This window comes from Streptomyces pseudoechinosporeus (genome assembly GCF_054783935.1).
The window spans coordinates 179737-204570 of sequence record NZ_BAAGPS010000091.1; the positions used below are offsets into that span (position 1 = coordinate 179737).

A 24834-nucleotide genomic window follows, 5' to 3' on the forward strand; every position below is an offset into this window, starting at 1 on the left:
TCAGGCCGGGCGGTCGTCACGCGTGACACGGCGTTCGCGTACGAGCAGTCCGCCGCCCTCGCGGACCAGGATGTCCTCGCACACGCACATCAGATGCAGCCGCGGCTCCCCGCCGCGCGGGGTGGCGATGATCTGCGCGTAGCTGCGGACCCGCAGGGAGTCGTCGCCCTGCGGGTCGATGTGCACCGTGGTGAGGACGTGCCGGTGCACCTCGCCCGCCTCGGCGAGGGCGGCCGCGGACTTGCGGACCCCGGCGGCCAGTTCGGCACGGCCCTGTACCGGCTCCGGGAGGGAGGGCGGGGCGAACGTGCCGTCCTCGGTGAAGGTGCGGGCCCAGCCGTCGGCGTCCCCGCTGTCCAGAAGTTGCATGTGCTGTGCGAGGAACTGCTGGACCTCGGCGACGACTTGGGCTGAAACGGCGTCCGACACGGCGTTCTCCTCAACGGATGCGGATGGGTACGGGGACGATCCCGTACCGGCTTCGAGATCCGTTCAATGCGCCGCCCCAGCGATCCTCGATCGGCTCGCGGTGCTCTGCGCGCACCATCGGACCGCCCCCGCGTTCCGGCCGTCCCGAAGGTGACGTATGCGCCTGATCGACCTGTCCTCACCCGTGGATTCCTCGTTCGTCGAGCCCGACCCGGTGGTCCACGACATCCTCACGCCGCGCCAGGGTGCCGAGCACATGAGCGCGGAGATGCGGGAGCACTTCGGGATCGATTTCGATCCGGACGAGCTGCCGGACGGCGAGTTCCTGTCGCTGGACCGGATCTCGCTCACGACGCACACCGGCACCCATGTCGACGCGCCCTCGCACTACGGCTCGAAGGCCGGTTACGGCACCGGAGTGCCCCGGCACATCGACGAGATGCCGCTGGACTGGTTCCACCGGCCGGGGATGGTCCTCGACCTCACCGACGCGCCGACCGGGATGATCGGGGCGGACCGGCTGGAGAAGGAGTTCGCCCGGATCGGCCGGCGTCCTGAGCCGCTGGACATCGTGCTGCTGCGCACGGGCGCCGACACCCGCGTGGGGACCCCCGCGTACTTCACGGACTTCGCCGGGCTGGACGGACCAGCCACCCATCTGCTGCTCGACCTGGGGGTGCGGGTGATCGGGACGGACGCGTTCAGCCTGGACGCTCCGTTCGGCGACATCATCGCCCGCTACCGGGCCACCGGCGACCGCTCGGTGCTGTGGCCGGCCCACTTCGCCGGACGGCAGCGCGAGTACTGCCAGATCGAGCGGCTGGCCCGGCTCGACCAGCTCCCCGCCCCCTTCGGCTTCACGGTCTCCTGCTTCCCGGTGAAGATCGCCGGCGCGGGGGCCGGCTGGGCCAGGGCCGTGGCCCACGTCGAGGAGTGATCCCCCGGCGCGCACGAGCCCCCATCCCCACCGATTCCAGCTCCGACCCCAGGGAGAAGCGATGTACGGGCAGGAACTCGCCAAGGTCTACGAGATCTTCTACCGCAGCCGCGGCAAGGACTGGACCGCCGAGGCGGAAGAGGTCACCCAGCTCGTCCGCGCGCGCATGCCGCAGGCCCGGACACTGCTGGACGTGGCCTGCGGCACAGGTGCCCATCTGGCCACCTTCCGCGAGCAGTTCGAGGAAGTCGAGGGCCTGGAGATCGCTCCGCCGATGCTGGAGCTGGCGCGGGAGCGACTGCCCGGACTCACCTTCCACGAGGGCGACATGCGGGACTTCGCTCTGGAGGACACCTTCGACGCCGTGGTCTGCATGTTCTGCGCGATCGGCTATCTCGGCACGGTCGAGGAGATGCGGGCCGCGGTGCGGGCCATGTCCGACCACCTCTCCCCCGGCGGAGTGCTGGTGATCGAGCCGTGGTGGTTCCCCGAGAACCACATCGAGGGCTATGTCGCGGGCGACCTCGGCAAGGAGGACGGGCTCACCGTCGCCCGGATCTCGCACTCCACGCTCCAGGGCCGCGCCACCCGCATGGAGGTGCGCTTCCTGGTCGGCGACAGCGCCGGCATCAAGGAGTTCACCGAGATCGACGTGCTGACCCTGTTCACCAAGGACGAATACACCCAGGCGTTCCTCGACGCCGACTGCTCCGTCGAGTACCTGCCCGGCGCGCCCACCGGCCGGGGACTGTTCGTCGGAATCCGTCACTGACCGACCCCGATCGAGTCCCAGGAGGGCCGACCACGCCATGACCACAAACGTGTGGGACTACCTGCCGGAATACGAGAACGAGCGCGAGGACATCCACGAGGCCGTCGAGACCGTGCTGCGCTCCGGACAGCTCGTACTCGGCCGCAGCGTCCGCGGGTTCGAGGAGGAGTTCGCCGCCTACCACGGGCTGCGGCACGGCGTCGGCGTCGACAACGGCACCAACGCCATCAAGCTCGGTCTCCAGGCCTGCGGCATCGGGCCCGGCGACGAGGTGATCACGGTGTCGAACACCGCGGCACCCACCGTGGTCGCCATCGACGGCACCGGCGCCACCCCCGTCTTCGTGGACATCGACCCCGAGACGTATCTGATGCGCGTCGACCAGGTCGAGGCCGCGATCACCCCCCGCACGCGGGCACTGCTGCCGGTCCACCTGTACGGCCAGTGCGTGGACATGGCTCCCTTGAAGGCCCTGGCCGAGCGGCATGGTCTGGTGCTCTTCGAGGACTGCGCGCAGGCGCACGGAGCCCGGCACCACGGCCGGCTCGCCGGCACGATGGGCAAGGCGGCTGCGTTCTCCTTCTACCCCACCAAGGTGCTCGGCGCCTACGGCGACGGTGGAGCGACGCTCACCGACGACGACGAGGTCGAGCGGAATCTGCGCCGACTGCGCTACTACGGCATGGAGGAGCGGTATTACGTCGTCCGCACCCCGGGCCACAACAGCCGCCTGGACGAGCTGCAGGCGGAGATCCTGCGCCGCAAGCTCACCCGTCTCGACGCCTATGTCGAGGGGCGGCGCGAGGTGGCCCGGCTGTACGCGGAGGGGCTCGGCGACACCGAACTGGTGCTGCCCGCGCTCGCCCCCGGCAACGACCACGTCTACTACGTCTACGTCGTCCGCCATCCCCGGCGCGACGCGATCATCGAAGCGCTCAAGGCGTACGACATCTCCCTCAACATCAGCTACCCGTGGCCGATCCACACCATGAGCGGCTTCGCCCACCTCGGGTACGAGCGCGGCTCGCTGCCGGTGACCGAACGGGTGGCGGACGAGATCTTCTCCCTGCCGATGTATCCCTCCCTGTCCCCCGGCGTACAGGACAAGGTGATCGGCGCGCTGCGAGATGTGATGGCCCCTCTGTGATGGCTGCCCACCGCGGCCCCGTGAGGATGGGCGTGCTCGGGTGCGCCGACATCGCGCTGCGCCGGATGCTGCCGGTCCTGGCGGAGGAGCGTTGCGTCGAGCTGGTGGCGGTGGCGAGCCGCGACGCGGACAAGGCGGCCAGGACGGCCGCCCGGTTCGGATGCGACGGCGCCTCCTACGACGCGCTGCTGCGGCGGGACGACATCGACGCGGTGTACATCCCGCTGCCGCCGGCCCTGCACCGCCACTGGATCACCGAGGCGCTGGCGGCCGGCAAGCACGTCCTGTGCGAGAAGCCGCTGAGCACCTCGTACGACGACACTCTGGAGCTGATGGAGCTGGCGCGGACCCGTGATCTGGTGCTCGCCGAGAACTTCATGTTCCTGCACCACTCCCAGCACCGCGAGGTCCGGGGACTGCTCGACGACGTGGTGGGGGCCGTGCAGGTCTTCACCAGTGCGTTCGGGGTGCCGCCGCTCGATCCGGCCGGGTTTCGCTACCGGCCTGGTCTGGGCGGCGGCGCGCTGCTGGACACGGGGGTGTATCCGCTGCTCGCCGCTCAGCTGTACCTGGGCGGTGAGCTGGAGGTGCTGGGGGCGACCCTGAGGGTCGACGAGCGGACCGGCGTCGACGTGGCGGGCACGGCGCTGCTGTCGGCGGCGGACGGGGCGGCGGCGCAGCTGTCGTTCGGATTCGACCACTCCTACCGGTCGCACTACGCGCTCTGGGGCACCCGCGGCCGGCTCACGGTGGACCGCGCGTTCACCCCTCCCGAGCAGCTCAGGCCGACGGTGCGCATCCAGCAGCAGGACCGGGCGACCGAGCTGTCCCTGGCCCCGGACCATCAGGTCCGCAACGCCGTGCGGGCATTCGCCGGGACGGTCCTCTCGGGCGTCCACGGGCCCGTCGCGGAGGCGTCGACGCTGCGTCAGGCACGGCTGGTCGAGGACGTACGGCTCACGGCCCGGCGGTACACCCACGGGAAGGGCCAGGCGTGGGACGCGCTGGACAGGACGGATCAGCGATGAGGACGGGGCGGACATGAAAGGCATCATTCTGGCCGGCGGGGCGGGTACGCGGCTGTACCCGATCACCCTGGCGGTCTCGAAACAGCTCATTCCGGTCGGCGACAAGCCGATGATCTACTACCCGCTGTCGGTGCTGATGCTGGCCGACATCCGGGAGATCCTACTCATCGCCACACCCGAGGACCTGCCTCAGTTCCGGCGACTGCTCGGGGACGGATCCCATCTCGGTCTGGAGATCGACTACGCGGAGCAGGCCCATCCGGGCGGTCTCGCCGAGGCGTTCATCATCGGAGCCGACCATGTCGGTTCGGACCCGGTGGCCCTGGTCCTCGGCGACAACATCTTCCACGGCCACCGCTTCTCGGACGTGCTGGCGGAGAACGCGGGGGACGTCGACGGGTGTGTGCTGTTCGGGTACGCCGTGCACGACCCCCAGCGGTACGGGGTGGGTGAGGCGGACGCCGAGGGACGGCTGATCTCCATCGAGGAGAAGCCGACGACGCCGCGCTCCAACCGGGCCATCACCGGCCTGTACTTCTACGACAACGACGTGGTCAACATCGCCAAGAACATCGCTCCCTCGCCGCGCGGCGAGCTGGAGATCAGTGATGTGAACCGGGTCTACATGGAGCGGGGCAAGGCCAAACTGATCGATCTGGGGCGGGGCTTCGCCTGGCTGGACACCGGCACCCCCGAGTCGCTCCAGGAGGCGGCCCAGTACGTGAGCACCTTGGAGCACCGGCAGGGGATACGGATCGCCTGTGTCGAGGAGATCGCTCTGCGGATGGGGTTCATCGACGCGGACGCGTGCCACGCCCTGGGGACGGGCATCGGCAAGTCGGACTACGGCAAGTACGTGATGTCCATCGCGCGGGAGTCGAGCGTCTGACACGTCCGGGCGGCGCGGAGGGGGCGGGTCCACGATCGTGGACCCGCCCCCTTGGCGTCATCGGGCGGTGGTCACGGCTCGGGTACGGCGGGGCAGCTCGTACCGCGCGGCGGGAGGGTCAGCGCGGCCAGGTACCGGTCGACGGACGCGGTGACACAGCCGCTGATCCAGTAGTTGCCGTGGCCCCAGCCCTCGTAGGTGAGCAGCCTGCTCCGGGGAGCGGCCTGGGCGGCGACCCGTTCGGCCCAGACATGCGGCATGGAGGGGTCATGCCGACTGTTGGTGAGCAGGATCGTGGGAGCCTTGCCGCCGAGGCGCAGCGGGCGCTGCGGGTTCTTCACCGCGTCGCCCTGACGGCCCAGGCAGTCGGTGACACCGCTCCAGGCCAGAGCGGTGAGCCGGGTGTGCGGGGCGTTGTCGAGGGCCAGCTTCCGCAGGCGCCGGAGGTCGGCGAACCCCCGTACCGGCATGTGGTGGTCCGCGCAGAAGGTGGCGGTCTGCGGATAGTGGATCTTCCCGGGCGGGATGTCGCTTGTGGTGGCCTCGCCGCCCTCGAAGAGGCATCCGGTCCGGTTGGCGTCGACCTCGGTGAGGCAGCGGGAGAGTTCGGCCCACCGGCGCTGGAAGAAGTAGAACGAGACCTGGGTGCCGAGCAAGTAGCCGTCGAGCGCGAACGTCGGGGTATCGGCGAGGGTGACGGTCAGCTCGCCCCGCTCGGCCCTGGCGTGCAGCCGGTCGTACCACCGCGCGGTCCCGCCGGTGCGCGGGCCGCAGGAGGGGCTGCGGTCGCACCAGTCGGCGAAGCCGCGGAAGGAGTCCTCCGCGGACGCCGCCCGGTCGCGCACCCAGCGGAAGACGCCGGTGGTGTGGTCCATGTTGCTGTCCCAGACCGCGGCGCGCAGACGGGTGGGGAAGAGTTCGGCGTACGCCTGGCCGACCAGCGTGCCGTGGGAGTCGCCGTAGTAGCTCAGTTGCCGGTCGCCCAGCGCGGCCCGGACCGCCTCCAGATCGCGGGCGACGCTGCGGGCGTCCATGTTGTCGAAGACGGGCCCGGTGTTGGCGCGGCAGTTGGCCGCGAAGGCCTTGTGGGCGTCGACCGCACGGGTGTACGCGGCGGGGGTGGACGGGACGAGTTCGACGTCGGCGGGGTAGGCAGCGGCGTCGCAGACGACCGGGTGGCTGCGCGCCGTGCCACGTGGGTCCATGCCGATGATGTCGAAGCGTTCGCCGGTCTCGGCCGAGAAGATCCGGGGGTCGCGGACGACGGCATCGACGCCGGAGGTGCCGGGCGCTCCGTGATGGTACAGCAGGGGGCCGATGCGTCGGTCCGGGTCGGTGGCCGCCCGCCGGGCGATGGCGATGTCGAGCGTCGGACCGCTCGGCTCGGCCCAGTCGACGGGGACGGTGACGGTGCCGCAGCGCACCATGTCGTCCTCCGGTGCCTCGGGGCAGGGGGTCCAGACAACGGGCCGGGGCGCCGCGGCGGCCTGCCCCGAGTGCGCCGGAGCCGGAGCGGCCGACAGGCCGAGCAGGATCGCGGCCACCATGCCGGCCGAGGTGATCCGGCGTCTCATCGTGCCTCCGGGGCGCCGCCCCAGCGGCCCTCGTCGACGGGGGCGCGGTCGAGCAACGGCTCCCACCAGTCGCGGTGGTCCGCGTACCAGCAGACGGTCCGCCGCAGGCCTTCGGCGAAGTCTACCTGGGGCCGCCAGCCGAGTTCGTCGCGCAGGGTGCTCCAGTCCAGGACGTACCGGCGGTCGTGTCCGGGCCGGTCGGCCACGATCGTCTTCAGCGTGGCGGGCAGTCCGAGCTCGTCGAGGACGATGTCGGCGATCTGCTCGATGGACGCCTCGTCCCCGGTGCCGACGTGGTAGGTCCGGCCGACCTCTCCGCGTTCGAGGACCGCCTCGATGGCCCGGCAGTGGTCGAGGACGTGGATCCACTCGCGCCGGTTCTCCGTCTGCGCGTACAGCGTGAGCGGCTTTCCGTTCAGGGCGGAGGTGGCGAAGGCGGGGATCACCTTCTCCGGGAACTGGTGGGAACCGTAGTTGTTGGCGCAGTTGGAGATGGTGATCGGCAGCCCGAAGGTGTGGTGGTAGGCGCGGACGGCGTGGTCGGCGCCCGCCTTGCTCGCGTTGTACGGGGTGCGCGGGCGGTAGGGGCTGAGCTCGGTGAAGAGTTCGGTGGCGTCCAGCGCCAGGTCTCCGTAGACCTCGCAGGTGGAGACGTGGTGGAAGCGTTCGACGCCGACACGCCGGGCGGCCTCCAGAAGGGTCTGGGTGCCCATGACATTCGTACGGAAGAACTGGCCCGGCTCCAGCAAGGCGTACGAGTTGTGGGACTCGGCGGCGAAGTTGACGACGACGTCTACGCGATGGGTGCGCAGGATGCGTTCCATCGCGGCGGGATCGTCGATGCTCTCCTTTTCGAAGACGATACGGTCCCGGATGTCGTCGAGGTTGGCTGTGTTTCCGGCGTACGTCAGCGCATCCACGACAATGACGCGGTCCCCTGGATGGGTTCCGCGCCAGTGCCTGACGAAATGCGATCCTATGAATCCGGCCCCGCCGGTGACCATGAGGGTGCCCATGGGGACCAGGCTAGGAACGGGCGCTGGTGAACGGGCCGGATCCCGCTGGAGGCCGCCGACCGACCCTACGGGCGCCAGCCGCCGCCTTCGGGCCACGGCTCGCCGAGCTGGCGCAGGGTGCCCTGGAACTCGGGCCAGTCACGGTGATCGCGGATCTTGCCCTCGACGAAGCGGAAGAGGTGGACCTGCTCACCAGCGAACTTGCGGCCGGTGGGGGCGAAGCCGACGAGATTGCCGACGTGCCGCCCGTAGAGGACGAGGTAGGCGCGGACCCACTCGCCGTTCTCCTCGATCTTGACCTCTTCGAGGTGGGCCTCCTCGGAGAAGGTCATCTTCACCCACTTGACAATCATGCCGAACCCGTCGGGGCCCGGCGGGATGCCGTGCTCCAGCGTGGCGGGGTTCAGGTACTCCTCGTGGAGGTATTCGGCCGCGTCGCCGGCCTCTCCGGTGTTGAAGGCGTTGATCACCCGTCGTACGGCCTCGACCTGATGGCTCATCAGCTGCGCTCCCGGTTGTTCTCGTCGTCGGCAGGCATTACCTGGGGCCGAACGTGACACCTGGTGGTCGCAGATGCGTCGACTTCCGCTCGATGCCGTCCAACCGGTCCCCAGCCGGCCGCGAGAGGCGTCGCCCATGCTGACCCGGCCCAGCCGTAGACATTCCAGAGGGGTGTGCCGCACATGACCGTTCACCAGCCCGGAGACGGGGTCACCTTCGTCAACACCTTCACCCTGTCCGCCTCGCCGGAGGAGTTCGAGGAGGCTTTCGCGCGGACGTCCACGTACATGGCCCGGCAGCCGGGGTTCCGGGAGCACACGCTCGTCCGGCACACGAAGGACCCGCGGCGGTACGTCAACATCGCCCGGTGGGACGATGCCGCCTCGCTCCAGCGGGCCGTGGCCACACCGGAGTTCCAGGAGCACGCGGCCGCCCTGCGGGCGCTGAGCAGCAGCGACCCCCAGCTCTACGCACCGGTCCGTACGGTCCGTCCGGCTCCGTCGGACGAGGCTCCCGTGGTGGTGGTCACGGGCGGCGGCACCGGGATCGGCCGGGCCACGGCCCACGCCTTCGCCGAGCAGGGCGCTCGCGTCCTGGTCGTGGGACGGACGGAATCCAGCCTGGCCGGAACGGCCGAGGGGCACGAAACGATCCGTACCGCCGTCGCCGATCTGACCTCCCCCGGCGCGGCCGAGGAGGTCGTGGACCGCGCTCTGCGCGCCTTCGGCCGGATCGACGTCCTGGTCAACAACGCGGCTGTGTCCCTGCACGGGTCACTGGCCGGCCACACGCGGAAGGAGGACGAGACACAGATCGCCACGAATCTGCTGGCCCCGATCTCGCTGACGCGCGCGGCTCTGGACGCGCTGGAGGCGAGCGGCGGCACTGTCGTGAACGTCAGCACCGCGGGTGCGCTGGGGCTGCGGACCTGGCCGGGCGCGAGCGTCTTCGGGGCGAGCAAAGTGGCCCTGGACTTCCTCACCCGCACCTGGGCGGTGGAGCTGGCGCCCCGCGGGATCCGGGTGGTGGGCCTCGCCCCCGGCGTCGTGGACAGCGGCATCGGGGTGCGGATGGGCATGTCCGAGGAGCAGTACGGCGGGTTCCTGGAGCAGATGGGGGCGCAGGCCCCGGCCGGCCGGGTGGGAACGCCCGCGGAGATCGGCTGGTGGATCACCCAGTTGGCGCGGGACGAAGCGTCCTACGCCAACGGTGTGGTGGTGCCGGTGGACGGCGGGCTCTCGCTCACCTGACGCCCACGGGGCGGGGGCGCCTGTGCAGTGCTGTCAGGCGCTCCAGCGTGGGCACGATGTCACCCGGCGCCGGGGTGGCCAGCATCTCGCCTCGCAGCCGTGCGGCCCGCTCGGCGAAGGAGGGTTCGTCGAGGACCCGGGCCAGCAGGGTGCGCAGTTCGACGGCCGAGACGTGGTTCGCGTCGGCGACCCGCAGCCCGGCACCGGCCTCCTCCAGCCGCTGCGCCTTGAGGACAGTGTCCCAGAGCCTGTTGGGGACGATGATCTGCGGAACGCCGTGGGCGAGGGCGGTATGGAAGCTTCCGGACCCGCCGTGGCTGATGACGGCCGCGCAGCTGGGCAGTAGGGCGTCGAGGGGGACGAAGTCCACCACCCGGACGTTCTCGGGCAGCCGGTTGCCGAGCGAGGCCACCTGTGCGGCGTTGAGGGTGGCGACGACCTCGACGTCGAGCTCGGCGGCGGCCGAGATGATCTCGGCGACGGGGACCCGGTCGCGTCCGAACACCTCCTGGTCGGAGACGCCGAGGGTGACACAGACCCGGGGGCGCTTCGGGGTCTGGTGCACCCAGTCGGGCAGCACCGAGGGTCCGTTGTACGGGACGAACCGGACGGGGACGCGTACACCGTCGACCGGCAGAGCGAGAGAGTCGGGTACCGGGTCGATGGTCCAGTGCCCGGTCACGGCCTCCTCGGTGAAGGGCAGGCCGTATTCGGCGAGAGTCCAACCCATCCATTCGGACATGGGGTCGTCCCGCAGCGCCACCGGCCGCCCCTCCAGCGCGGCCAGGTGGTGTCGCCGCATGCCCCCGACGAGGTCGAGGGCGAACAGCATCCGGGCGTGCGCGGCGCCGGAGGCGAGCGCGGCGATCGCTCCCGCGTAGGTGAGCGGGTCCCAGATGACCAGGTCCGGTCGCCAGGCGCGGGCGTACCGGACCAGCTCGTCGGTCATCTCCCAGGAGAGGTACCGGAGGATGAGGGGCCCCCAGGCGGCGAAGACCGCCTGAACGTAGTCGGGGGTGAGCCGGTCCGGGCAGGTCTCGGCGATATCGAGAATTTCGGTCCAGGTCGACATGTCGACCATGTGAGGGTTGGCGGCGTGCTCCGGGTCGAGCACCCGTTCGTCGACCGCCGTGTCCTCGGCCTGGTTGAGCGGCTCTCCGAGGGGGACGGCGGTCAGCCCCGTACGGGTGATGTCGTCGGCCAGATCGGGTTGGCTGGCGATCCGGACGTCATGGCCCGCCGACCGCAGCGCCCAGGCCAGTGGCACCTGGGCGTACAGGTGCGACCGCGCGGCGAACGTCGTGAACAGGACGCGCATCCCGAACTCCTCTGCTGTGATGAGCCTTTGCCGGCTGACCGTAGGGGTGGGCGCGCGGATCCGGCTCGCATCGCGCTGGAGGCGCCCCCGCGAAGGCGGGGGCGGGAAGCGGTCAGCGGAAGTCGGCCGCGTGGTCGCGAGCCCAGGTGCCGTACGGGCGCGGGGGCCGACCGGTCACCGCGTCGGCGGTGACCGTCCCCGGGGCTTCCTGGGGTTCGGCCTCCTCCTCGGCGGGCTCGTCGGGGACGGACTCCACACCGGAGTAGTCCTCGTACCCGAGGAGGAAGTCGGCGTTCTCCGCGGCCCATCCGCCCTGCGCGTGGTAAAAGGCGCGGGCCCGGTCGACGGTCGTGTGGTCGAGGCGGATCTCCTCGCCGATGGCCTCGGCGATGGCCGCCACCTGCTCGCGGGTGGTGAGTGTCTGCGGACCGGACAGGGTGTAGGCGGTGTTGACGTGCTGGTCCTCGACGAGCGCGGCGGCGGCGACCTCGGCGATGTCCCACTCGTGGATCGGGGTGACGGCCCGGTCGGGGTGCGGCTCGACGACGGTGCGGTCGGCGCGGATCGACGGACCCCACATGTACAGGGAGTTGACGGCGAACTCGCCGGGCCGGACGTGAGTCCACTCCAGGCCGGAGGCCTCCACGGCCCGTTCGACCGGGAGGTGGTACTCGGTGTCCCAGCCGGCGGTGACGGCGGCGGAGGAGAGGAGCACGATCCGGCGCACCCCCGCCCTCACCGCCAGGTCCACGACCTCCTCGGCCGCTTCCAGGACCGGGAAGAGGAACATCTTCTCCACCCCGGCCAGGGCGTCCGGCAGCGTCCCGGGCCGTTCCAGGTCACCCGGGACGATCTGCGCCCCGGCGGGCAGCCCGGCGGTGTCCGGCCGACGCGTCAGGGCCCGTACGCTCTCATCGGCTTTCAGCAGCTCTGTCACCACATGCCGGCCCACGTTCCCGGTCGCACCAGTCACCAAGATCGTCACTTGAACTCCACGTCCCCTCAACTCTGCGCTCGGATGCCGTTCTCGAGCATGCGGATGACCGCGGTCGCGACGCCGTGCCGCGGCAGGACGCCGCGGCTGGCCGAGTCGCAGCCGGTGTAGACGAGCGCCCACAGCGTGTCCTGGATCCACTGCACGGCGATGTCGGCGTCGAAGACCCCCTCCGCCTGACCGCGCTTGATCAGGTCGGCCATCATCTGGGCCACGGAGTCCGGTTCGTCTCCCGCTTCGAAGCCTTCGAGGACGCTGGAGTCGCCGTACAGGAACAGCAGTCGGTCGCCTGCGTCCACCATGGCCGCGACCAGTCGACGCAGGGCTTCCAGAGGAGGCCCCTCGCCCACCGCCGCGTCCTGGATCGACTGCTGGATCACCAGATAGGCGTCGGCCACGGCCGCCTTGACCAGCACGTCCCGGTCGGGGAAGTAACGGTGCAGCGTACTGCGACCGACCTGGGCAGCCTTGGCGATGTCGGCGAGCGTCGCGGCCCGGTCCTGGGCCAGCACCTCGGCGGCCGCGCCCAGGATGGCGCGGCGTGTGCGACTACGCGTTCCGGACTCCACAGCTGCGCTACTCATGTTCCGAACCTAGCAGATCACCCTCCAACTCGAAACTTTCTCATGCTACTTTGGGACACGAGTGTTCCATTTAGATGCTTTGGAGTTCCTTCGATGCACTGCGTTGTTCGAGGAAGGGTCTGCACGTGAACGTGAAGGAGACGGCACCACCCGAGACACCGTCGGAACGCTTCGCCAACACGCGGGTGCTCTGGTCGTTCGTGCGCCCGCACCGGTGGCCCCTGCTGGTGGCCTTCGTCCTGACCGCCATCACCACCGGCACCATGCTGGCCACGCCGATGGCCACCAAGGGCATCCTGGACGGGCTCGCCGACGCCGCCCTGCTGGAACGCGCCATCTGGATCCTGGTCGGGCTGCTGGTCATCGGCTCGGTCCTGGGCTGGATCCGTCTGATCATGCTCGGCCGGCTGGCCGAGCAGATCGTGTTCGACGCCCGCGCCGACATGGTGAAGCGACTGCTGCACGTCCCGATCGGGGGTCTCGGCCGGCGCTCCCCCGGTGAGCTGGTCACCCGGGTCACCTCCGACACCCTGCTACTGCGGGAGGCCGCCTCCTCCACCGCGCTGGAGTTCTTCAGCTCGATGATCATGGTCGTCGGCTCGCTCGCGCTGATGGCGTCGCTCGACTGGGTACTGCTCCTGGTCATGTTCGTCACGATCATCGTCATCGCCGGTGTGATCGGCCTGGTCATGCGGCCGCTCGCCGCGGCCCAGCAGGAGGCCCAGGCCGCGGTCGGGCGGCTCGGCGGCGTGCTGGAGGGCGCCATGCGCGCCATCCGCACGGTGAAGGCCAGCCGCGCCGAGCAGTGGGAGAGCGACCGCATCCTCGACGAGGCCCGCGAGTCCTTCCGCCAGAGCATGCGGGCGGTCCGGATCGAAGCGCTCGCCTGGACGCTGACCGGCGTCGGCTTCCAGGGGGCGATCCTCGTCATCCTGGGGGTCGGCGCCTGGCGGGTCAGCCTCGGCGAGCTGACCGTCTCCGGGCTGGTCGCCTTCCTGCTGTACGCGTTCCTCGTCGTCGACCCGATGACCCAGCTCAGCCAGTCGGTCTCGCTGCTCCAGTCCGGTCTCGCCGCGTCCGCGCGGATCCGGGAGATCCACGACCTGCCGGTCGAGGACACGCTGGCGGTCCCCGAGCGGGCCACGGCCTCCGTCGCCGCCGACGGTTCACCGGTGCTGACCTTCCGCGACGTCCACGCCCGCTACGCGCCCGGTGCGCCCCGCGCACTCAACGGGGTCAGCCTGGACATCGGCAGGCGCGGGCACACCGCCGTCGTAGGCCCGTCCGGCGCCGGAAAGACCACGATGTTCTCGCTCGTGCTCCGCTTCCTGGAACCGGAGAGCGGGGTTGTCGCCCTCGACGGCGTCCCGGTCGGCCAGTACGCCCTCGCGGAGTTGCGCAGGCGGATCGTCTACGTCGAGCAGGACACCCCGCTCGTCCCGGGCACCCTGCGGCAGAACCTGCTTTACACCAAGCCCGACGCAGACGAGGAAGCGCTGTGGGCCGTCCTGAGTGACGTCCGTCTCGACGCACGCGTCCGCGCCCTGGAGAACGGTCTCGACACCCCACTCGACGGGACCGTGATCTCCGGCGGTGAGAGGCAGCGCATCGCGCTGGCGCGCGCCCTGGTCAGCGAGCCCGAGATCCTGCTCCTGGACGAGGCGACCGCCCAGCTCGACGGACTGACCGAGTCCGCGATCCACGACGCGATCGTACGCGTGGCCGCCCGGGGCGCCGTGATCACCATCGCGCACCGCCTCTCCACCGTCGTGGACGCCGACCAGATCCTCGTCATGGAGGACGGCCTGTGCCGAGCCACCGGTACGCACGACGAACTGCTGGTCACCGACGACCTGTACCGGGACCTGGTGGCGGCGCTGCGGATCGCGACGATCACCCAGGGCCGGGAGAAGGAGGACGCGGCCATGACCGGCTGACCGGGCCCGGCGACGGCTGGACGCCCGCCCGGGCGGGCGTCCAGCCGTCGTCGATCGGGCTGCGAGGGCCGTCGGCCACGCTTCAGGGCGGAAGCAGAGGAGAGCCTTGATGCGGGTCCTGTTCACGACCTTCGCCGCCAAGTCCCACCTGCACATCCAGATCCCGCTCGCCTGGGCGCTGCGCTCGGCCGGCCACGACGTCTGTGTCGCCAGCCAGCCGGATCTCGTCGAGTACATCTCCCACGCCGGACTGACGGCCGTAGGGGTCGGCGAGAGGCTCGATCTGGATGTGCAGATGGCAGGGGCCAACAGGCGACGGGACAACACCGAAGAGGTTGCCGGAGACCCGGACTTCCTCACCCACGCCGATCTGTCCGGGCTGCACCCGGAGCGCCGCACGTACTCCTATCTGCGGGGCGCGTTCGAGCTGATGGCCACGTATGTGTATCCGACCCTCTCCTCGGAGTCCATGACCGGGGAGCTGGTCGAGTTCGCCCGGCACTGGAAACCGGACCTGGTCGTCTGGGACACCCACACCTTCGCCGGGGCGGTCGCCGCAACCGCCACCGGCGCGGCCCATGCCCGGCTGCTGTTCGGCGCGGACCTGCTGGGCCACTCCCGGCAGCTCTTCCGCCGGGAGCAGGACCTGCTGCCTTCGGCCGAGCAACTCTCGGACCCGCTGGCGGACTGGCTCGGCGGGGTCCTGGACGCGTACGGCCGACCGTTCGGCGAGGAGGTGGTGACCGGTCACTGGACCGTGGACCCGATCCCGGCCTCTATGCGGCTGCCGGTGGACCAGCACCATGTCCCGGTGCGGTACGTCCCGTACAACGGCCCGTCCGTGGTGCCCGACTGGCTGAGCGAGCCGGTGGACCGACCACGGGTCTGCCTGACCCTCGGCCGGACGGGTCGCGAGGTCCTGAGGGCGGACCGGGCGTCGGTGACCGACCTGCTCGACGCGGTCGCCGATCTGGACGTCGAGGTGGTGGCCACGTTGTCGGCCGCACAGCTGGACCGGCCCGAGCAGGTGCCAGACAACGTGCGTGTGGTGGACTTCGTCCCGCTGGACGCGCTGCTGCCGAGCTGTTCGGCCGTGATCCACCAAGGCGGAGCGGGCACGTTCCAGAACTCCCAGCTGCACGGCGTGCCCCAGATCATCGTGCCGGACCTGCTCTGGGACTACGCGTACAAGATGTGCCATCTGGAGTCGACCGGCAGCGGCCTGGCCGTGCCCGACGTGGACCGGTTCACCGCGGCCCAGCTGCGGAGCATGCTGGTCCGGGTCCTGGAGGACCCGTCGTTCGCCGAGAACGCGGCCGGTGTCCGCACGGAGATGCTGGGCATGCCGGCGCCCCGTGACGTCGTACCGGTTCTGGAGCGGCTCACGGCCGAGTACCGCCAGTCCCCCTGAACCCCCTGAGCGCCCCTGAGTGCTCATGACGACCGTACGCAGCCCCCAACGGGAGATGGACAGATGACCTTCACGATGCAGTCACGCAAGCTCGCCGTCGACGGCGCCTTCGAGTTCACCCCCCGTGTCTTCGAGGACGAGCGCGGCTACTTCGTCTCTCCGTACCAGGAGAGTGCCTTCGTCGAGGCGACCGGGCACAAACTCTTCCCGGTGGCCCAGACGAACCACAGCAATTCCCGGCGCGGTGTGGTCCGCGGTCTGCACTTCACGGCGTGCCCTCCGGGCATCGCCAAGTACGTGTACTGCGGTCGCGGGCGGGTCCTCGACATCGCCCTGGACATACGGGTCGGTTCGCCCACCTTCGGTACGTCGGACGCGGTGGTCCTGGACCCGGCGAGCGCCCGTTCCATGTACTTCCCCGTCGGCGTCGCCCACGCCTTCGTCGCCTTGGAGGACGACACCGTCGTCTCGTACATGCTCTCCGGCGAGTACGTGAAGGAGGACGAGCTGGCGCTGTCGGTGCTCGACCCCGCGCTCGGGCTGCGGATCCCCGAGGGCATCGACCCGATCATGTCCGAGCGGGACACCCAGGCGCCGACCCTGGCGGAGGCACAGGCGGCCGGGCTCCTCCCCGACTACCAGAAGTGCCTGGAGATCGACCGGGCGCTGCGGTCGTGAGGGCGGGCCACGACCTCTCGGACACCCCACTGCGGCTCGCCGAGTCGATAGCGCACGGCCCGTCCGACGGCGGCATGCGTGACCGGGTGGACGACGTCCAGCGGTGGTTCACGGAGTTCGGCCGGTACGCCTACACGAGGGTGTCCCGTGTCGCCCTGGACGATCTCGACGGCTGGTCCCGTGATCCGGTCACCGGGAACATCCACCACCACAGCGGCAGGTTCTTCACCATCGAAGGCCTGTCGGCAGAGGTCCCGGGCGGACCGGTGCCCCGGTGGACCCAGCCCATCATCAACCAGCCGGAGATCGGCGTCCTGGGGCTCCTCGTCAAGGAGACCGACGGGGTGCTGCGGGCCCTCGTCCAGGCCAAGGTGGAGCCGGGCAACCGCAACGGACTCCAGCTCTCCCCCACCGTGCAGGCCACCCGATCCAACTACACCCGCGTCCACAAGGGCCGGGCGGTGCCGTATCTGGAGTACTTCCGCGATCACCGGGAGCATCGTGTGATCGCGGACGTGCGCCAGTCCGAGCAGGGCGCGTGGTTCTACCGGAAGCGCAATCGCAACATGGTGGTGGAGACCGTCGAGGACGTCGAACTCCGCGACGGGTTCACCTGGCTGACCCTCGGCGAGCTGTACGCGATGCTCGCCGAGGAGGACCGGGTCAACATGGATCTGCGGTCGGTGCTCTCCTGTCTGCCGCTGGCCGGCCCCGGCGTGGACACCGTGCTGCGCGCGGACGGTACGGGATTCCACAGCGCCCTGGTCCGTTCCTGCCGGCCTGCGTCGGGGGCCCGCCACTCCCTGGGCGAGCTGCTGAACTGGATCACCGACACCCGTACCCGCGCCGACGTGCACACCGACCGCATCGCGCTCGACGCGCTTGACGGATGGCGGCGTACGCCCGAGACCATCACGCACGGGAGCGGGCGGTTCTTCTCGGTCATCGGGGTCGACGTCACCGCCGGCGGCCGGGAGGTGTCCCACTGGACGCAGCCGATGGTCCGGCCCGAGGGCCAAGGGATGATCGCCCTCCTGGTAGGCCGGATCGACGGGGTCCTGCACGCGCTGCTCCACGCGCGCGTGGAGCCCGGTTACCTGGACGTGGCGGAGCTCGCGCCGACCGTGCAGTGCATCCCGGACAGTGTGGAGGTGCTGCCCGCGGCGGCCCGGCCCCCGTTCCTGGACACCGTGCTCCGGGCGGACGCCCGTGACATCCGCTACGACACGGTCCTGTCGGAGGAGGGCGGCCGTTTCTACCACGCGCTGAGCCGGTACATGATCGTGGAGACGGACCCTACGGGAGTCGACCACCCCGACTTCCGCTGGATCGCGGTGCACCAGCTGATGGAGCTGCTGCCGCACAGCCACTATCTGAACGTCCAGGCGCGCAGTCTGGTGAGCTGTCTGCACAGTCTGCTCGCCTCGGCCCCGGCGACGGGAAGCACAGCGGGAGTCGAGGGAAGATAGAGCGATCCGGCCTACTTTCGGTCCCATGATTTCCACCAAGACCGACAGCGAGCTGGGTCCCGTGCTGATGGCGCACCGCGGCCTGCAGTGGATCTACGGCATCAAGGACGACCCGTACGCCCTGCTCCTGCGGGCCGAGAGCGACGACCCGCACGAGCTGGGCCGGCAGGTGCGCAAACACGGCGCCCTGATGTGGAGCACGGCCGAGACGTGGGTGACGGGGCGGTACTCCACCGCGGCCGCGCTGCTGCGCGATCCCCGGCTCGGAGTGCGCTACCCGAAGTCGGAGACGGACGCGGGCGACGAGGCGTCGCAGGACTGGCAGATGCCGGCGCTGCACGAGGTCCTGCCGCTGGACGACCTGCATCTGGCGCTGGACCGCACGGCGTACCGGCGGCTGCGCGGGGTGACCGCGTCGCTCGTCGGTGGGCGGCCGGAGGGGAGCACGGATCCCGCTTTCGCCACGGAGGTGGCGAAGCGGGCCGCCGAGCAACTCGACCGTCTGGAGAGCGCGTTCGACCTGATGACCGACTTCGCGCATCCGCTCGCGGCGGACGCGCTGGCCGGTCTGCTGGATGTGGCGTCGGCCGACCGTGAGCGGTTCACCCGCCTTTGCGCCGAGGTGGCACCCACGCTCGACGCCACGCTCTGCCCGCCGCGGATGACGACGGCTCGGGAACTCATCACCGCCGCGCGGGAACTCCGGGAGCTGGTCCGCGCCCGGACGCCGGGTCCCGCCGAGGACGACCTGGGCGTGGCCCGGTTGCTGCTGGCCGTCGCCGGTGTGCAGCTGGCCGCCGACCTCACCGCGAAGACGGTCGCCTCGCTCCTGGACCATTCCGAGTCATGGGCGGCGGTCCGCGAGGACACCGGCCTCGCGTCCGCGGCCGTGCGGGAAACGGTGCGGTACGCGCCGCCGGTACGGATGCAGCAGCTCTTCGCCTACGAGGACGTGGAGGTGGACGGGTCGGTGATCACGGCCGGCGGCGGAGTGACCGTCCTGGTGGAGGCGGCGCAGCGCGACCCGGAGGCCTTCCCCGTACCCGACCGCTTCGACCTGCACCGCACCGGGCAGGCGCAGCCGCTGGTCTTCGTCGACGATCTGTACTCCGGTGTCCTGGAGCCCTTCGCGACACCGGTCGCGAAGGCCGCCGTGGCAGCCGTCGCCTCCCGGCTTCCCGCGCTCCGCCCGGCCGGCCCCGCACTGCGGCGCCTGCGCTCCCCCGTGACCGGCGGCGTGCTGCAGCTGCCCGTCACCACCACGGCCGGATGAGGAGACCACCGATGCGTGTACTGATGACGTCCTTCGCGGAGGACAGCCACTTCAGCGGTTCCGTGCCGCTGGCCTGGGCCCTGCGTACGGCGGGTCACGACGTGCGCGTGGCGAGCCAGCCGGCGCTGACCGACACGATCGTCGGGGCGGGCCTGACGGCCGTGCCCGTCGGTACCGATCCGGCCCTGCACACCGTGCTCGGCGCGGTGGGCGGTGACATCATGGCGCTCCACCACGTTCCGGACTACCTGGAGAAGCGGCATGAGCGGCTGCCCTTCTCGTTCCTGAAGGGCCATGACACGGTCATGACGTCGCTCTTCTACTCCTGGATCAACAACGACGCGATGGTCGACGAGCTGGTCGACTTCGCCCGCGCCTGGCGGCCCGACCTGGTCATCTGGGAGCCCTTCACCTTCGCCGGGGCGATCGCCGCGCGGGCGAGCGGGGCGGCCCACGGACGACTGCTGTCCTTCCCCGACATGTTCGGCAGTACGCGACGGCTGTTCCTGGAGCAGCTGGCGTCGCAAGGGGCCGGTCAGCACGACGACACCCTCGGCGAATGGCTGAGCTGGACGCTGGCCCGGCACGGCTGCACGTTCGACGAGGAGGTCGTCAGCGGTCAGTGGTCGATCGACCAGATGCCGCCGAGCGTCCGGCTGTCGCTCGGGCAGCCTCTGGTCCCGATGCGGTACATCCCGTACAACGGGCAGGTCCCGACGGTCGTGCCCCGCTGGCTGCGCTCCGAGCCGTCCCGGCCGCGGGTGTGTGTGACGGCGGGCATGACGGCCCGTGACACCGGCGCGCCCAACGCCGTCCTGGCCGACGACGTCTTCGAGGCGGTCGGCGGTCTGGACATCGAGGTGGTGGCAACGCTGGACCCGGCCGAGCGGGAGCTGATCACCTCGACGCCGGAGAACGTCCGCGTGGTGGACCACGTGCCGCTGGACGCGCTGCTTCCGACCTGCGCGGCGATCGTGCACCACGCCGGCGCGGGCACCTGGGCGACGGCGACGGCCCGGGGCGTTCCGCAGATCTCGCTCGGCCGGGTGTGGGACGCGGTGTACCGGTCGCGGAGGATCGAGGAGCTGGGCGCCGGGCTGTATCTGCCGGCCGGCGGGGTCTCGGCGGAGAGTCTGCGCGCCGGTCTGCTGCGGCTGCTCAAGGAGCCGGAGTTCACGCGCCGGGCCGAGCAGCTGCGGGAGGAGGTACGTACGGCCCCGCACCCCAACGAGGTGGTGCAGGTCCTGGAGCGGCTGACCGCCCGCCATCACAGCCGCGTGGCGGCGACGGCGTCCTGACCGCGGCGGGGGCCGGTTCGGCGAACCGGCCCCGGTCACTGTCGGCGGGTCAGCGGCGGTGGGCCGCCGTCAGGCGTTCCAGGGCCGGCACGATCTCGCGGGGTGAAGGGGTGCCCAGCATTTCACGGCGCAGCTCTTGGGCCCGGGTGGCGAAGGAGGGTTCCTCCAGGACCCGTACGAGCATGTCCCGCAGCACTTCGGCGGTCGGCGCCTGCCCGTCGCGCACATGGAGCCCCGCTCCGGCCTCCTCGACCCGCCGGGCCTTGAGCAGGTTGTCGAGCATCAGCGCGGGGACGACGACCTGAGGTACGCCGTGGGCCAGCGCGGTCTGGGTGGTGCCGGAGCCGCTGTGGTGGATGATCGCCGAGCAGCTGGGCAGCAGTGCGTCCAGGGGTACGAAGTCCACGGCGCGGACGTTGTCCGGCAGCCGGGGCAGTTCGGCGAGCTGGGTGGCGTTGAGGGTGGCCACGACCTCGACGTCGAGTTCCGCCACCGCGTCGAGCAGCTCGGCGACGGACGCCCGGTCGCCTCCGAGGAGTTCCCTGAAGGACCGGCCGAGGGTGAGGCAGACCCGGCGCCTGCGGGCGGGGGTGCGCAGCCAGGCGGGTATGGTCGAGTGACCGTTGTACGGGACGTACCGCACGGGCAGGTACGGGTGGTCGACGTCCAGGCGCAGCGCGGACGGCACGGGGTCGATCGTCCACTGTCCGACCACCGCTTCCTCGGCGAACTCCCTTCCGTAGCGGCCGAGCAGGGGCCCCAACCACTCCTCGAACGGGTCCTCGCGGTGCTCCGGCGGACGGTCCCGCAGCGCAGCGAGGTAGCTCTGGCGCATCCGGCCGAGCACGTCGAAGCCGAACATCAGCCGGGCGTGGGCCGCGCCCGTCACCATCGCCGCGACCGCCCCGGCGAAGGTGGTCGGGTCCCAGATCACGAGGTCGGGCTGCCACTGCCGGGCGAAGGCGACGAGGTCGTCGACGGTCCGCGGCGAGGACGTCTGCTGGAAGCTGTGGGAGGTCCAGGCGGTGAGCACGCAGTGCATGTAACTGTACGTCAGCTTCTCGGGCCGCAGTTCGCACAGGTCGAACAGCTCCCAGGCGATCCCGCCCTGCGCGTTCCAGATGTTCCCCTCGACCGACAGGTCCTCCTCGGTCAGCGGGGAGACGTCCGCCCACCGGCCGGGGTCGAGCGCCTGTCCGACCGGTACGGCGGTAAGGCCGGTGCGGACGATGTCGTCGACCAGGTCGGGCTGGCTGGCCACACAGACCTCGTGGCCGGCGGCGCGCAGGGCCCAGGCCACCGGGACCTGGGCGTGCAGATGGGTCGAGGCGGCCAGGGTGGTGAACAGAACGCGCATCAGCGGACCTCGGCGCCGGGGTCGGGGGTCACAGGAAGTCCGTCCGGTGGTCGGCGGCCCACCGGGCGAGATCGCGGGCGGGCCGGCCGGTGAGCCGCTGGACGGTGTCGTGCACCGTGGCGGGCCGGTCCACCCACTGTGCCTGGAAGGCGAGGATGTAGTCGGCGACGGAGTCGGGCAGGCCCTGACGGATCATGTCGGTACGGGCCTCCGCGTGGCTGACCTCCTCGAAGCGGAGGTCACGGCCGAGGCCGGCCGCGAGGGCGGCGACCTGGTCGCGCAGGGAGAGGGTCAAGGGTCCGGAGACGCCGTGGATCGCTCCGGCGTGGCCGTCCTCCAGCAGCGCCGCAGCCGCGACGGCGGCGACGTCGGCCTCGTGGACAGGGGCGCCGACGGCGTCCGGGTAGGCGGCGCGGACGGTGCCTTCCTCGCGGATGGAACGCTGCCACAGACTGAGCTTGTTGGCGGCGAACTCGCCCGGCCTGACATGAGTCCAGGCGATGCCGGTGCGCTCCACCGCCTCCTCGACCGGGCGGTGGTGGCCGGGGTCTCTGCCCTCGGTGACGGCGTCGGAGGACAGCACCACGATCCGCCGGACGCCGGCCTCCCGTGCGAGCTCGGCGACGGCGTGGGCGGTGGCCGGCTCGGGGAACAGGTAGAGACGCTCCGTACCGGCCAGGGCGGGGGCCAGGCTGTCGGGGCGCAGCAGGTCTCCTTCGAACACCTCGACGGCGGCGGGAAGGCCGGCCGCGGCCGGGGTGCGGGTCAGGGCCCGTACCGGCGCGCCGGCCGCCAGGAGCAGGTCGACCACATGGCGGCCGACGCTTCCGGTGGCTCCGGTGATCAGGATGGTCACGTGGGGTCGGTCCGTTCAGTCGCGGGTGGCCAGGACAAGGTGGACGCTGCCGCCGGCGTAGACGCCGAACTGGGAGACGTCGGAGGTGAGTCCCTGCCGTGCCGGCAGGGCGACGGTCTCGTCGAGGCGGCCGTCGATGTCGTGGACCTCCAGCAGGACGCGGCGGGCCGTCGGCCAGTGTTCGTCGTCGATGCCCTTGAGCACCTCCGTCTCCCCGCGTTCGACATCGACCTTGAGGAGCCCGATCCGTTCGACGCCCTGCTCCCGGATGATCCGGCTGACCGTGCTGACCTCGACGTCCAGGCTCTGGCGGACGTCGAACATCTGCCAGACGACCTGCCGGGTCTGCTGGTCGGCGTCGAGGTTGACCTCGATGTTGCGGACGTTGTCGTCCTCGTCCTCGAAGAGGGTGGAGGAGGAGGGGATGCAGGGGTGGAAGATGAGCTCGGCGGCGCCGAGGGCCATGTTGAACGCGGTGGTGCCGGGGAGGTGCTCGGCGAGGTTGGCCTCCAGGCAGCCGTAGGTCTTCGGGGGCGGGCTCGAAGGCCAGGACGCGGGCGCCCGGGACCTGTTCGGCGAAGCGGAGTGCGGCGAGTCCGATGTGCGCGCGAGGTCGACGATCACCTCGTCGGAGCCGGGCCCAGCCGCCGCGGTCCGGTAGGAGGGTGCTTCGGTCAGCTCCCTCCAGAGGGTCTCGACCTCGGCGTGGTTCATGGCCTGGACCGTGGGCCCGTCAGGGACCGCGCAGCGCACGGTCGGGGGTCCAGGGGCAGTTCGGCCGGGAGGTTCCAGTAGTCCACCATGCCGTCCACGATGGGGGGGTGTCCCTGAGTTCCCTCCGCAGACCGCTGGAGCCGCCGCGCCGGTGGGCGCGCAGGGGGTCCACCGGTTGTCGGTCCGGACACGAGATCGCCCTGTCACGCTCGCCCGGAGCCTGCGCCCCGGCCGCCCGGAGGCCGGTGGCGCACTTCGTCGACAGGGGAACCATGCGCGCACTGTTCGTCACATCTCCCGTGCTGAGTCACATCTTTCCGACAATTCCGGTGGCGCACGCGCTGCGGGCGGCCGGGCACGAGGTCCGTTACGCCGCGGGCGAGGCGCTGGAGGCCGTCACGGAGGCGGGGCTGCACGCCGTCGACGTCACGCCCGGGTTGAACTACGAGAAGGTCTGGGTGCCGGACGGCACCGAGGATCCGATGCATGTGCAGGACGCCGGTGTGGAGTTCCTCGCCGAGTTGTTCGGCCGGGTGTCGGGTGTCGAGGTCGACGGTGTCCTGGAGGTGGCCCGCTCCTACCGCCCGGACCTGATCGTGCACTCGGCCGCGCAGGGGGCGGGGGCGCTCGCCGCCAGCGCGCTCGACATCCCCTGTGTCGAGCTGCCGCTCGGCCCCGCGGACAGCGATCCGAGGTTGGCCGGGCTGCTGCGGGAGGCGATGAAGGGCGATTACGCACGCCACGGCATCACGGGGACACCGCGCAGGACCGTACGGATCAACACGGTTCCGCAACGCCTCGCCCCGCTGCTGCCCGGTGGGGAGCGGCCCGAGCACGAGTGGACGATGCGGTACGTCCCGTACAACGGCGGGGGCGTGCTCCCGGACTGGCTGGCGCGGCCGGCCGGGCGGCCGAGGATCGCGGTCACGCTCGGCTCGATCGGCGCGCAGTGGGGCGGGATCACCGTCCTGGCGCCGCTGATCGCGGCGGCGGGCCGGGTGGACGCGGAGTTCGTACTCACGCTGGGCGGCGGTGACGTGGAGCTGTTGGGCGAGCTGCCGAAGAACGTGCGGACGGTGGAGTGGGTGCCGCTCGCGCCGCTTCTGGAGACCTGTGCGGGAATTATCCATCACGCCGGGTCGGGGACGCTGTTGACCGCACTGACGCTCGGCGTGCCGCAGTGTGTGATTCCGGACGGCGCCTATCAGAAGGCCAACACCGAACTGCTGGTGGGCAGCGGTGCGGGGTTCGCGGTGGCCCCGGACGAGCTGGGGGCCGAGGAGTGCCGCCGGCTGCTGGAGGGCGCGGAGCTGAGGACGGCTGCGGAGGGGGTACGGGACGAGCTGCGGCGGACCATGCCGAGTCCGGCCTCGCTGGTGCCGCGGTGGGAGGAACTCGCGGC

The 24834-nt window shown here is 70.9% G+C and carries 23 protein-coding genes; 13 read left to right on the forward strand and 10 right to left on the reverse strand.

Annotation, left to right across the window (positions count from 1 at the left end):
• A complete protein-coding gene (locus ACYVO6_RS47665; RefSeq protein ID WP_461073138.1) occupies window positions 1-369 on the reverse strand; it encodes a nuclear transport factor 2 family protein in 369 nt (122 codons plus the stop codon).
• Window positions 370-586: 217 nt separating this feature from the next.
• On the opposite strand from ACYVO6_RS47665, the gene ACYVO6_RS47670 reads away from it, so the two are divergent.
• From ACYVO6_RS47670 to rfbA, 5 genes are all read left to right on the forward strand, one after another.
• A complete protein-coding gene (locus ACYVO6_RS47670; protein WP_461072979.1) occupies window positions 587-1366 on the forward strand; it encodes a cyclase family protein in 780 nt (259 codons plus the stop codon).
• 61 nt (window positions 1367-1427) lie between these two features.
• On the forward strand, window positions 1428-2138 hold the full coding sequence (locus ACYVO6_RS47675) for a class I SAM-dependent methyltransferase (RefSeq protein ID WP_461072981.1): 711 nt from the start codon (window positions 1428-1430) through the stop codon (window positions 2136-2138).
• A 37-nt stretch (window positions 2139-2175) separates the two neighbouring features.
• Window positions 2176-3285 carry a DegT/DnrJ/EryC1/StrS family aminotransferase gene (locus ACYVO6_RS47680; RefSeq protein ID WP_461072983.1) on the forward strand — a complete coding sequence of 370 codons (1110 nt, stop codon included), beginning with the start codon at window positions 2176-2178 and terminating at the stop codon, window positions 3283-3285.
• 26 nt (window positions 3286-3311) lie between these two features.
• Window positions 3312-4313, forward strand: coding sequence for a Gfo/Idh/MocA family protein (locus ACYVO6_RS47685; protein WP_461073140.1), 1002 nt, complete (start codon window positions 3312-3314; stop codon window positions 4311-4313).
• Window positions 4314-4326: 13 nt separating this feature from the next.
• Window positions 4327-5202: a glucose-1-phosphate thymidylyltransferase RfbA gene (gene rfbA / locus ACYVO6_RS47690; RefSeq protein WP_461072985.1), complete on the forward strand. Its 876-nt coding sequence runs from the start codon at window positions 4327-4329 to the stop codon at window positions 5200-5202.
• A gap of 71 nt (window positions 5203-5273) precedes the next feature.
• Here the strand turns inward: rfbA and ACYVO6_RS47695 are convergent, their stop codons facing one another.
• The 3 genes from ACYVO6_RS47695 to ACYVO6_RS47705 form a co-directional block, all read right to left on the reverse strand.
• A complete protein-coding gene (locus ACYVO6_RS47695) occupies window positions 5274-6776 on the reverse strand; it encodes an alpha/beta fold hydrolase (RefSeq protein WP_461072987.1) in 1503 nt (500 codons plus the stop codon).
• The gene (rfbB, locus tag ACYVO6_RS47700; RefSeq protein ID WP_461072989.1) at window positions 6773-7792 is read right to left on the reverse strand and encodes a dTDP-glucose 4,6-dehydratase; all 1020 of its coding nucleotides are present in this window, start codon (window positions 7790-7792) and stop codon (window positions 6773-6775) included. The genes ACYVO6_RS47695 and rfbB overlap by 4 nt, the downstream gene beginning before the upstream one ends.
• 65 nt (window positions 7793-7857) lie before the next feature.
• Window positions 7858-8292: a SnoaL/DnrD family polyketide biosynthesis methyl ester cyclase gene (locus ACYVO6_RS47705; RefSeq protein ID WP_461072991.1), complete on the reverse strand. Its 435-nt coding sequence runs from the start codon at window positions 8290-8292 to the stop codon at window positions 7858-7860.
• A 183-nt stretch (window positions 8293-8475) separates the two neighbouring features.
• Here ACYVO6_RS47705 and ACYVO6_RS47710 point away from each other — a divergent pair, with 183 nt between their 5' ends.
• Window positions 8476-9543: an SDR family oxidoreductase gene (locus ACYVO6_RS47710; RefSeq protein WP_461072993.1), complete on the forward strand. Its 1068-nt coding sequence runs from the start codon at window positions 8476-8478 to the stop codon at window positions 9541-9543.
• Here ACYVO6_RS47710 and ACYVO6_RS47715 read toward each other — a convergent pair.
• The 3 genes from ACYVO6_RS47715 to ACYVO6_RS47725 form a co-directional block, all read right to left on the reverse strand.
• Window positions 9536-10861 carry an activator-dependent family glycosyltransferase gene (locus ACYVO6_RS47715; RefSeq protein WP_461072995.1) on the reverse strand — a complete coding sequence of 442 codons (1326 nt, stop codon included), beginning with the start codon at window positions 10859-10861 and terminating at the stop codon, window positions 9536-9538. The genes ACYVO6_RS47710 and ACYVO6_RS47715 overlap by 8 nt on opposite strands.
• A 112-nt stretch (window positions 10862-10973) precedes the next feature.
• Complete coding sequence (locus ACYVO6_RS47720; protein ID WP_461072997.1) at window positions 10974-11846, reverse strand: SDR family oxidoreductase; 873 nt, start codon at window positions 11844-11846, stop codon at window positions 10974-10976.
• A gap of 17 nt (window positions 11847-11863) precedes the next feature.
• Complete coding sequence (locus tag ACYVO6_RS47725; protein ID WP_461072999.1) at window positions 11864-12439, reverse strand: TetR/AcrR family transcriptional regulator; 576 nt, start codon at window positions 12437-12439, stop codon at window positions 11864-11866.
• A gap of 125 nt (window positions 12440-12564) precedes the next feature.
• On the opposite strand from ACYVO6_RS47725, the gene ACYVO6_RS47730 reads away from it, so the two are divergent.
• The 6 genes from ACYVO6_RS47730 to ACYVO6_RS47755 all read left to right on the forward strand — a co-directional run bounded on the left by ACYVO6_RS47730 (window position 12565) and on the right by ACYVO6_RS47755 (window position 20505).
• Window positions 12565-14376, forward strand: a complete 1812-nt coding sequence (locus ACYVO6_RS47730; protein WP_461073001.1) for an ABC transporter ATP-binding protein — start codon at window positions 12565-12567, stop codon at window positions 14374-14376.
• A gap of 109 nt (window positions 14377-14485) precedes the next feature.
• Window positions 14486-15787 (forward strand): activator-dependent family glycosyltransferase, encoded by a 1302-nt coding sequence (locus ACYVO6_RS47735; protein WP_461073003.1) that lies wholly within the window; start codon window positions 14486-14488, stop codon window positions 15785-15787.
• Between the two features lie 63 nt (window positions 15788-15850).
• Window positions 15851-16465 (forward strand): dTDP-4-dehydrorhamnose 3,5-epimerase family protein, encoded by a 615-nt coding sequence (locus ACYVO6_RS47740; protein ID WP_461073005.1) that lies wholly within the window; start codon window positions 15851-15853, stop codon window positions 16463-16465.
• Between the two features lie 74 nt (window positions 16466-16539).
• Window positions 16540-17934 carry an NDP-hexose 2,3-dehydratase family protein gene (locus ACYVO6_RS47745; protein ID WP_461073142.1) on the forward strand — a complete coding sequence of 465 codons (1395 nt, stop codon included), beginning with the start codon at window positions 16540-16542 and terminating at the stop codon, window positions 17932-17934.
• 25 nt (window positions 17935-17959) lie between these two features.
• Entirely contained in the window at window positions 17960-19207 is a 1248-nt protein-coding gene (locus ACYVO6_RS47750) for a cytochrome P450 family protein (RefSeq protein WP_461073007.1), read from the forward strand.
• Window positions 19208-19218: 11 nt separating this feature from the next.
• A complete protein-coding gene (locus tag ACYVO6_RS47755) occupies window positions 19219-20505 on the forward strand; it encodes an activator-dependent family glycosyltransferase (RefSeq protein ID WP_461073009.1) in 1287 nt (428 codons plus the stop codon).
• A 49-nt stretch (window positions 20506-20554) separates the two neighbouring features.
• Here ACYVO6_RS47755 and ACYVO6_RS47760 read toward each other — a convergent pair whose 3' ends face one another.
• The 3 genes from ACYVO6_RS47760 to ACYVO6_RS47770 are packed head-to-tail and all read right to left on the reverse strand — an operon-like array spanning window position 20555 to window position 23432.
• Window positions 20555-21862 (reverse strand): activator-dependent family glycosyltransferase, encoded by a 1308-nt coding sequence (locus ACYVO6_RS47760; RefSeq protein ID WP_461073011.1) that lies wholly within the window; start codon window positions 21860-21862, stop codon window positions 20555-20557.
• A 28-nt stretch (window positions 21863-21890) separates the two neighbouring features.
• Window positions 21891-22718 (reverse strand): NAD(P)H-binding protein, encoded by an 828-nt coding sequence (locus tag ACYVO6_RS47765; RefSeq protein ID WP_461073012.1) that lies wholly within the window; start codon window positions 22716-22718, stop codon window positions 21891-21893.
• Between the two features lie 15 nt (window positions 22719-22733).
• Window positions 22734-23432, reverse strand: a complete 699-nt coding sequence (locus tag ACYVO6_RS47770; protein WP_461073013.1) for an FkbM family methyltransferase — start codon at window positions 23430-23432, stop codon at window positions 22734-22736.
• Between the two features lie 272 nt (window positions 23433-23704).
• Here ACYVO6_RS47770 and ACYVO6_RS47775 point away from each other — a divergent pair.
• The coding region (locus ACYVO6_RS47775; RefSeq protein WP_461073014.1) for a nucleotide disphospho-sugar-binding domain-containing protein at window positions 23705-24834 on the forward strand (1130 nt) is incomplete at its 3' end.

Coding starts and splice junctions, on each gene's coding strand:
- ACYVO6_RS47665 (WP_461073138.1), bottom strand. CDS start 369: ATGCAACTTCTGGACAGCGGGGACGCCGACGGCTGGGCCCGCACCTTC.
- ACYVO6_RS47670 (WP_461072979.1), top strand. CDS start 587: ATGCGCCTGATCGACCTGTCCTCACCCGTGGATTCCTCGTTCGTCGAG.
- ACYVO6_RS47675 (WP_461072981.1), top strand. CDS start 1,428: ATGTACGGGCAGGAACTCGCCAAGGTCTACGAGATCTTCTACCGCAGC.
- ACYVO6_RS47680 (WP_461072983.1), top strand. CDS start 2,176: ATGACCACAAACGTGTGGGACTACCTGCCGGAATACGAGAACGAGCGC.
- ACYVO6_RS47685 (WP_461073140.1), top strand. CDS start 3,312: ATGGGCGTGCTCGGGTGCGCCGACATCGCGCTGCGCCGGATGCTGCCG.
- rfbA (WP_461072985.1), top strand. CDS start 4,327: ATGAAAGGCATCATTCTGGCCGGCGGGGCGGGTACGCGGCTGTACCCG.
- ACYVO6_RS47695 (WP_461072987.1), bottom strand. CDS start 6,776: ATGAGACGCCGGATCACCTCGGCCGGCATGGTGGCCGCGATCCTGCTC.
- rfbB (WP_461072989.1), bottom strand. CDS start 7,792: ATGGGCACCCTCATGGTCACCGGCGGGGCCGGATTCATAGGATCGCAT.
- ACYVO6_RS47705 (WP_461072991.1), bottom strand. CDS start 8,292: ATGAGCCATCAGGTCGAGGCCGTACGACGGGTGATCAACGCCTTCAAC.
- ACYVO6_RS47710 (WP_461072993.1), top strand. CDS start 8,476: ATGACCGTTCACCAGCCCGGAGACGGGGTCACCTTCGTCAACACCTTC.
- ACYVO6_RS47715 (WP_461072995.1), bottom strand. CDS start 10,861: ATGCGCGTCCTGTTCACGACGTTCGCCGCGCGGTCGCACCTGTACGCC.
- ACYVO6_RS47725 (WP_461072999.1), bottom strand. CDS start 12,439: ATGAGTAGCGCAGCTGTGGAGTCCGGAACGCGTAGTCGCACACGCCGC.
- ACYVO6_RS47735 (WP_461073003.1), top strand. CDS start 14,486: ATGCGGGTCCTGTTCACGACCTTCGCCGCCAAGTCCCACCTGCACATC.
- ACYVO6_RS47740 (WP_461073005.1), top strand. CDS start 15,851: ATGACCTTCACGATGCAGTCACGCAAGCTCGCCGTCGACGGCGCCTTC.
- ACYVO6_RS47745 (WP_461073142.1), top strand. CDS start 16,540: ATGCGTGACCGGGTGGACGACGTCCAGCGGTGGTTCACGGAGTTCGGC.
- ACYVO6_RS47750 (WP_461073007.1), top strand. CDS start 17,960: ATGATTTCCACCAAGACCGACAGCGAGCTGGGTCCCGTGCTGATGGCG.
- ACYVO6_RS47755 (WP_461073009.1), top strand. CDS start 19,219: ATGCGTGTACTGATGACGTCCTTCGCGGAGGACAGCCACTTCAGCGGT.
- ACYVO6_RS47760 (WP_461073011.1), bottom strand. CDS start 21,862: ATGCGCGTTCTGTTCACCACCCTGGCCGCCTCGACCCATCTGCACGCC.
- ACYVO6_RS47770 (WP_461073013.1), bottom strand. CDS start 23,432: ATGAACCACGCCGAGGTCGAGACCCTCTGGAGGGAGCTGACCGAAGCA.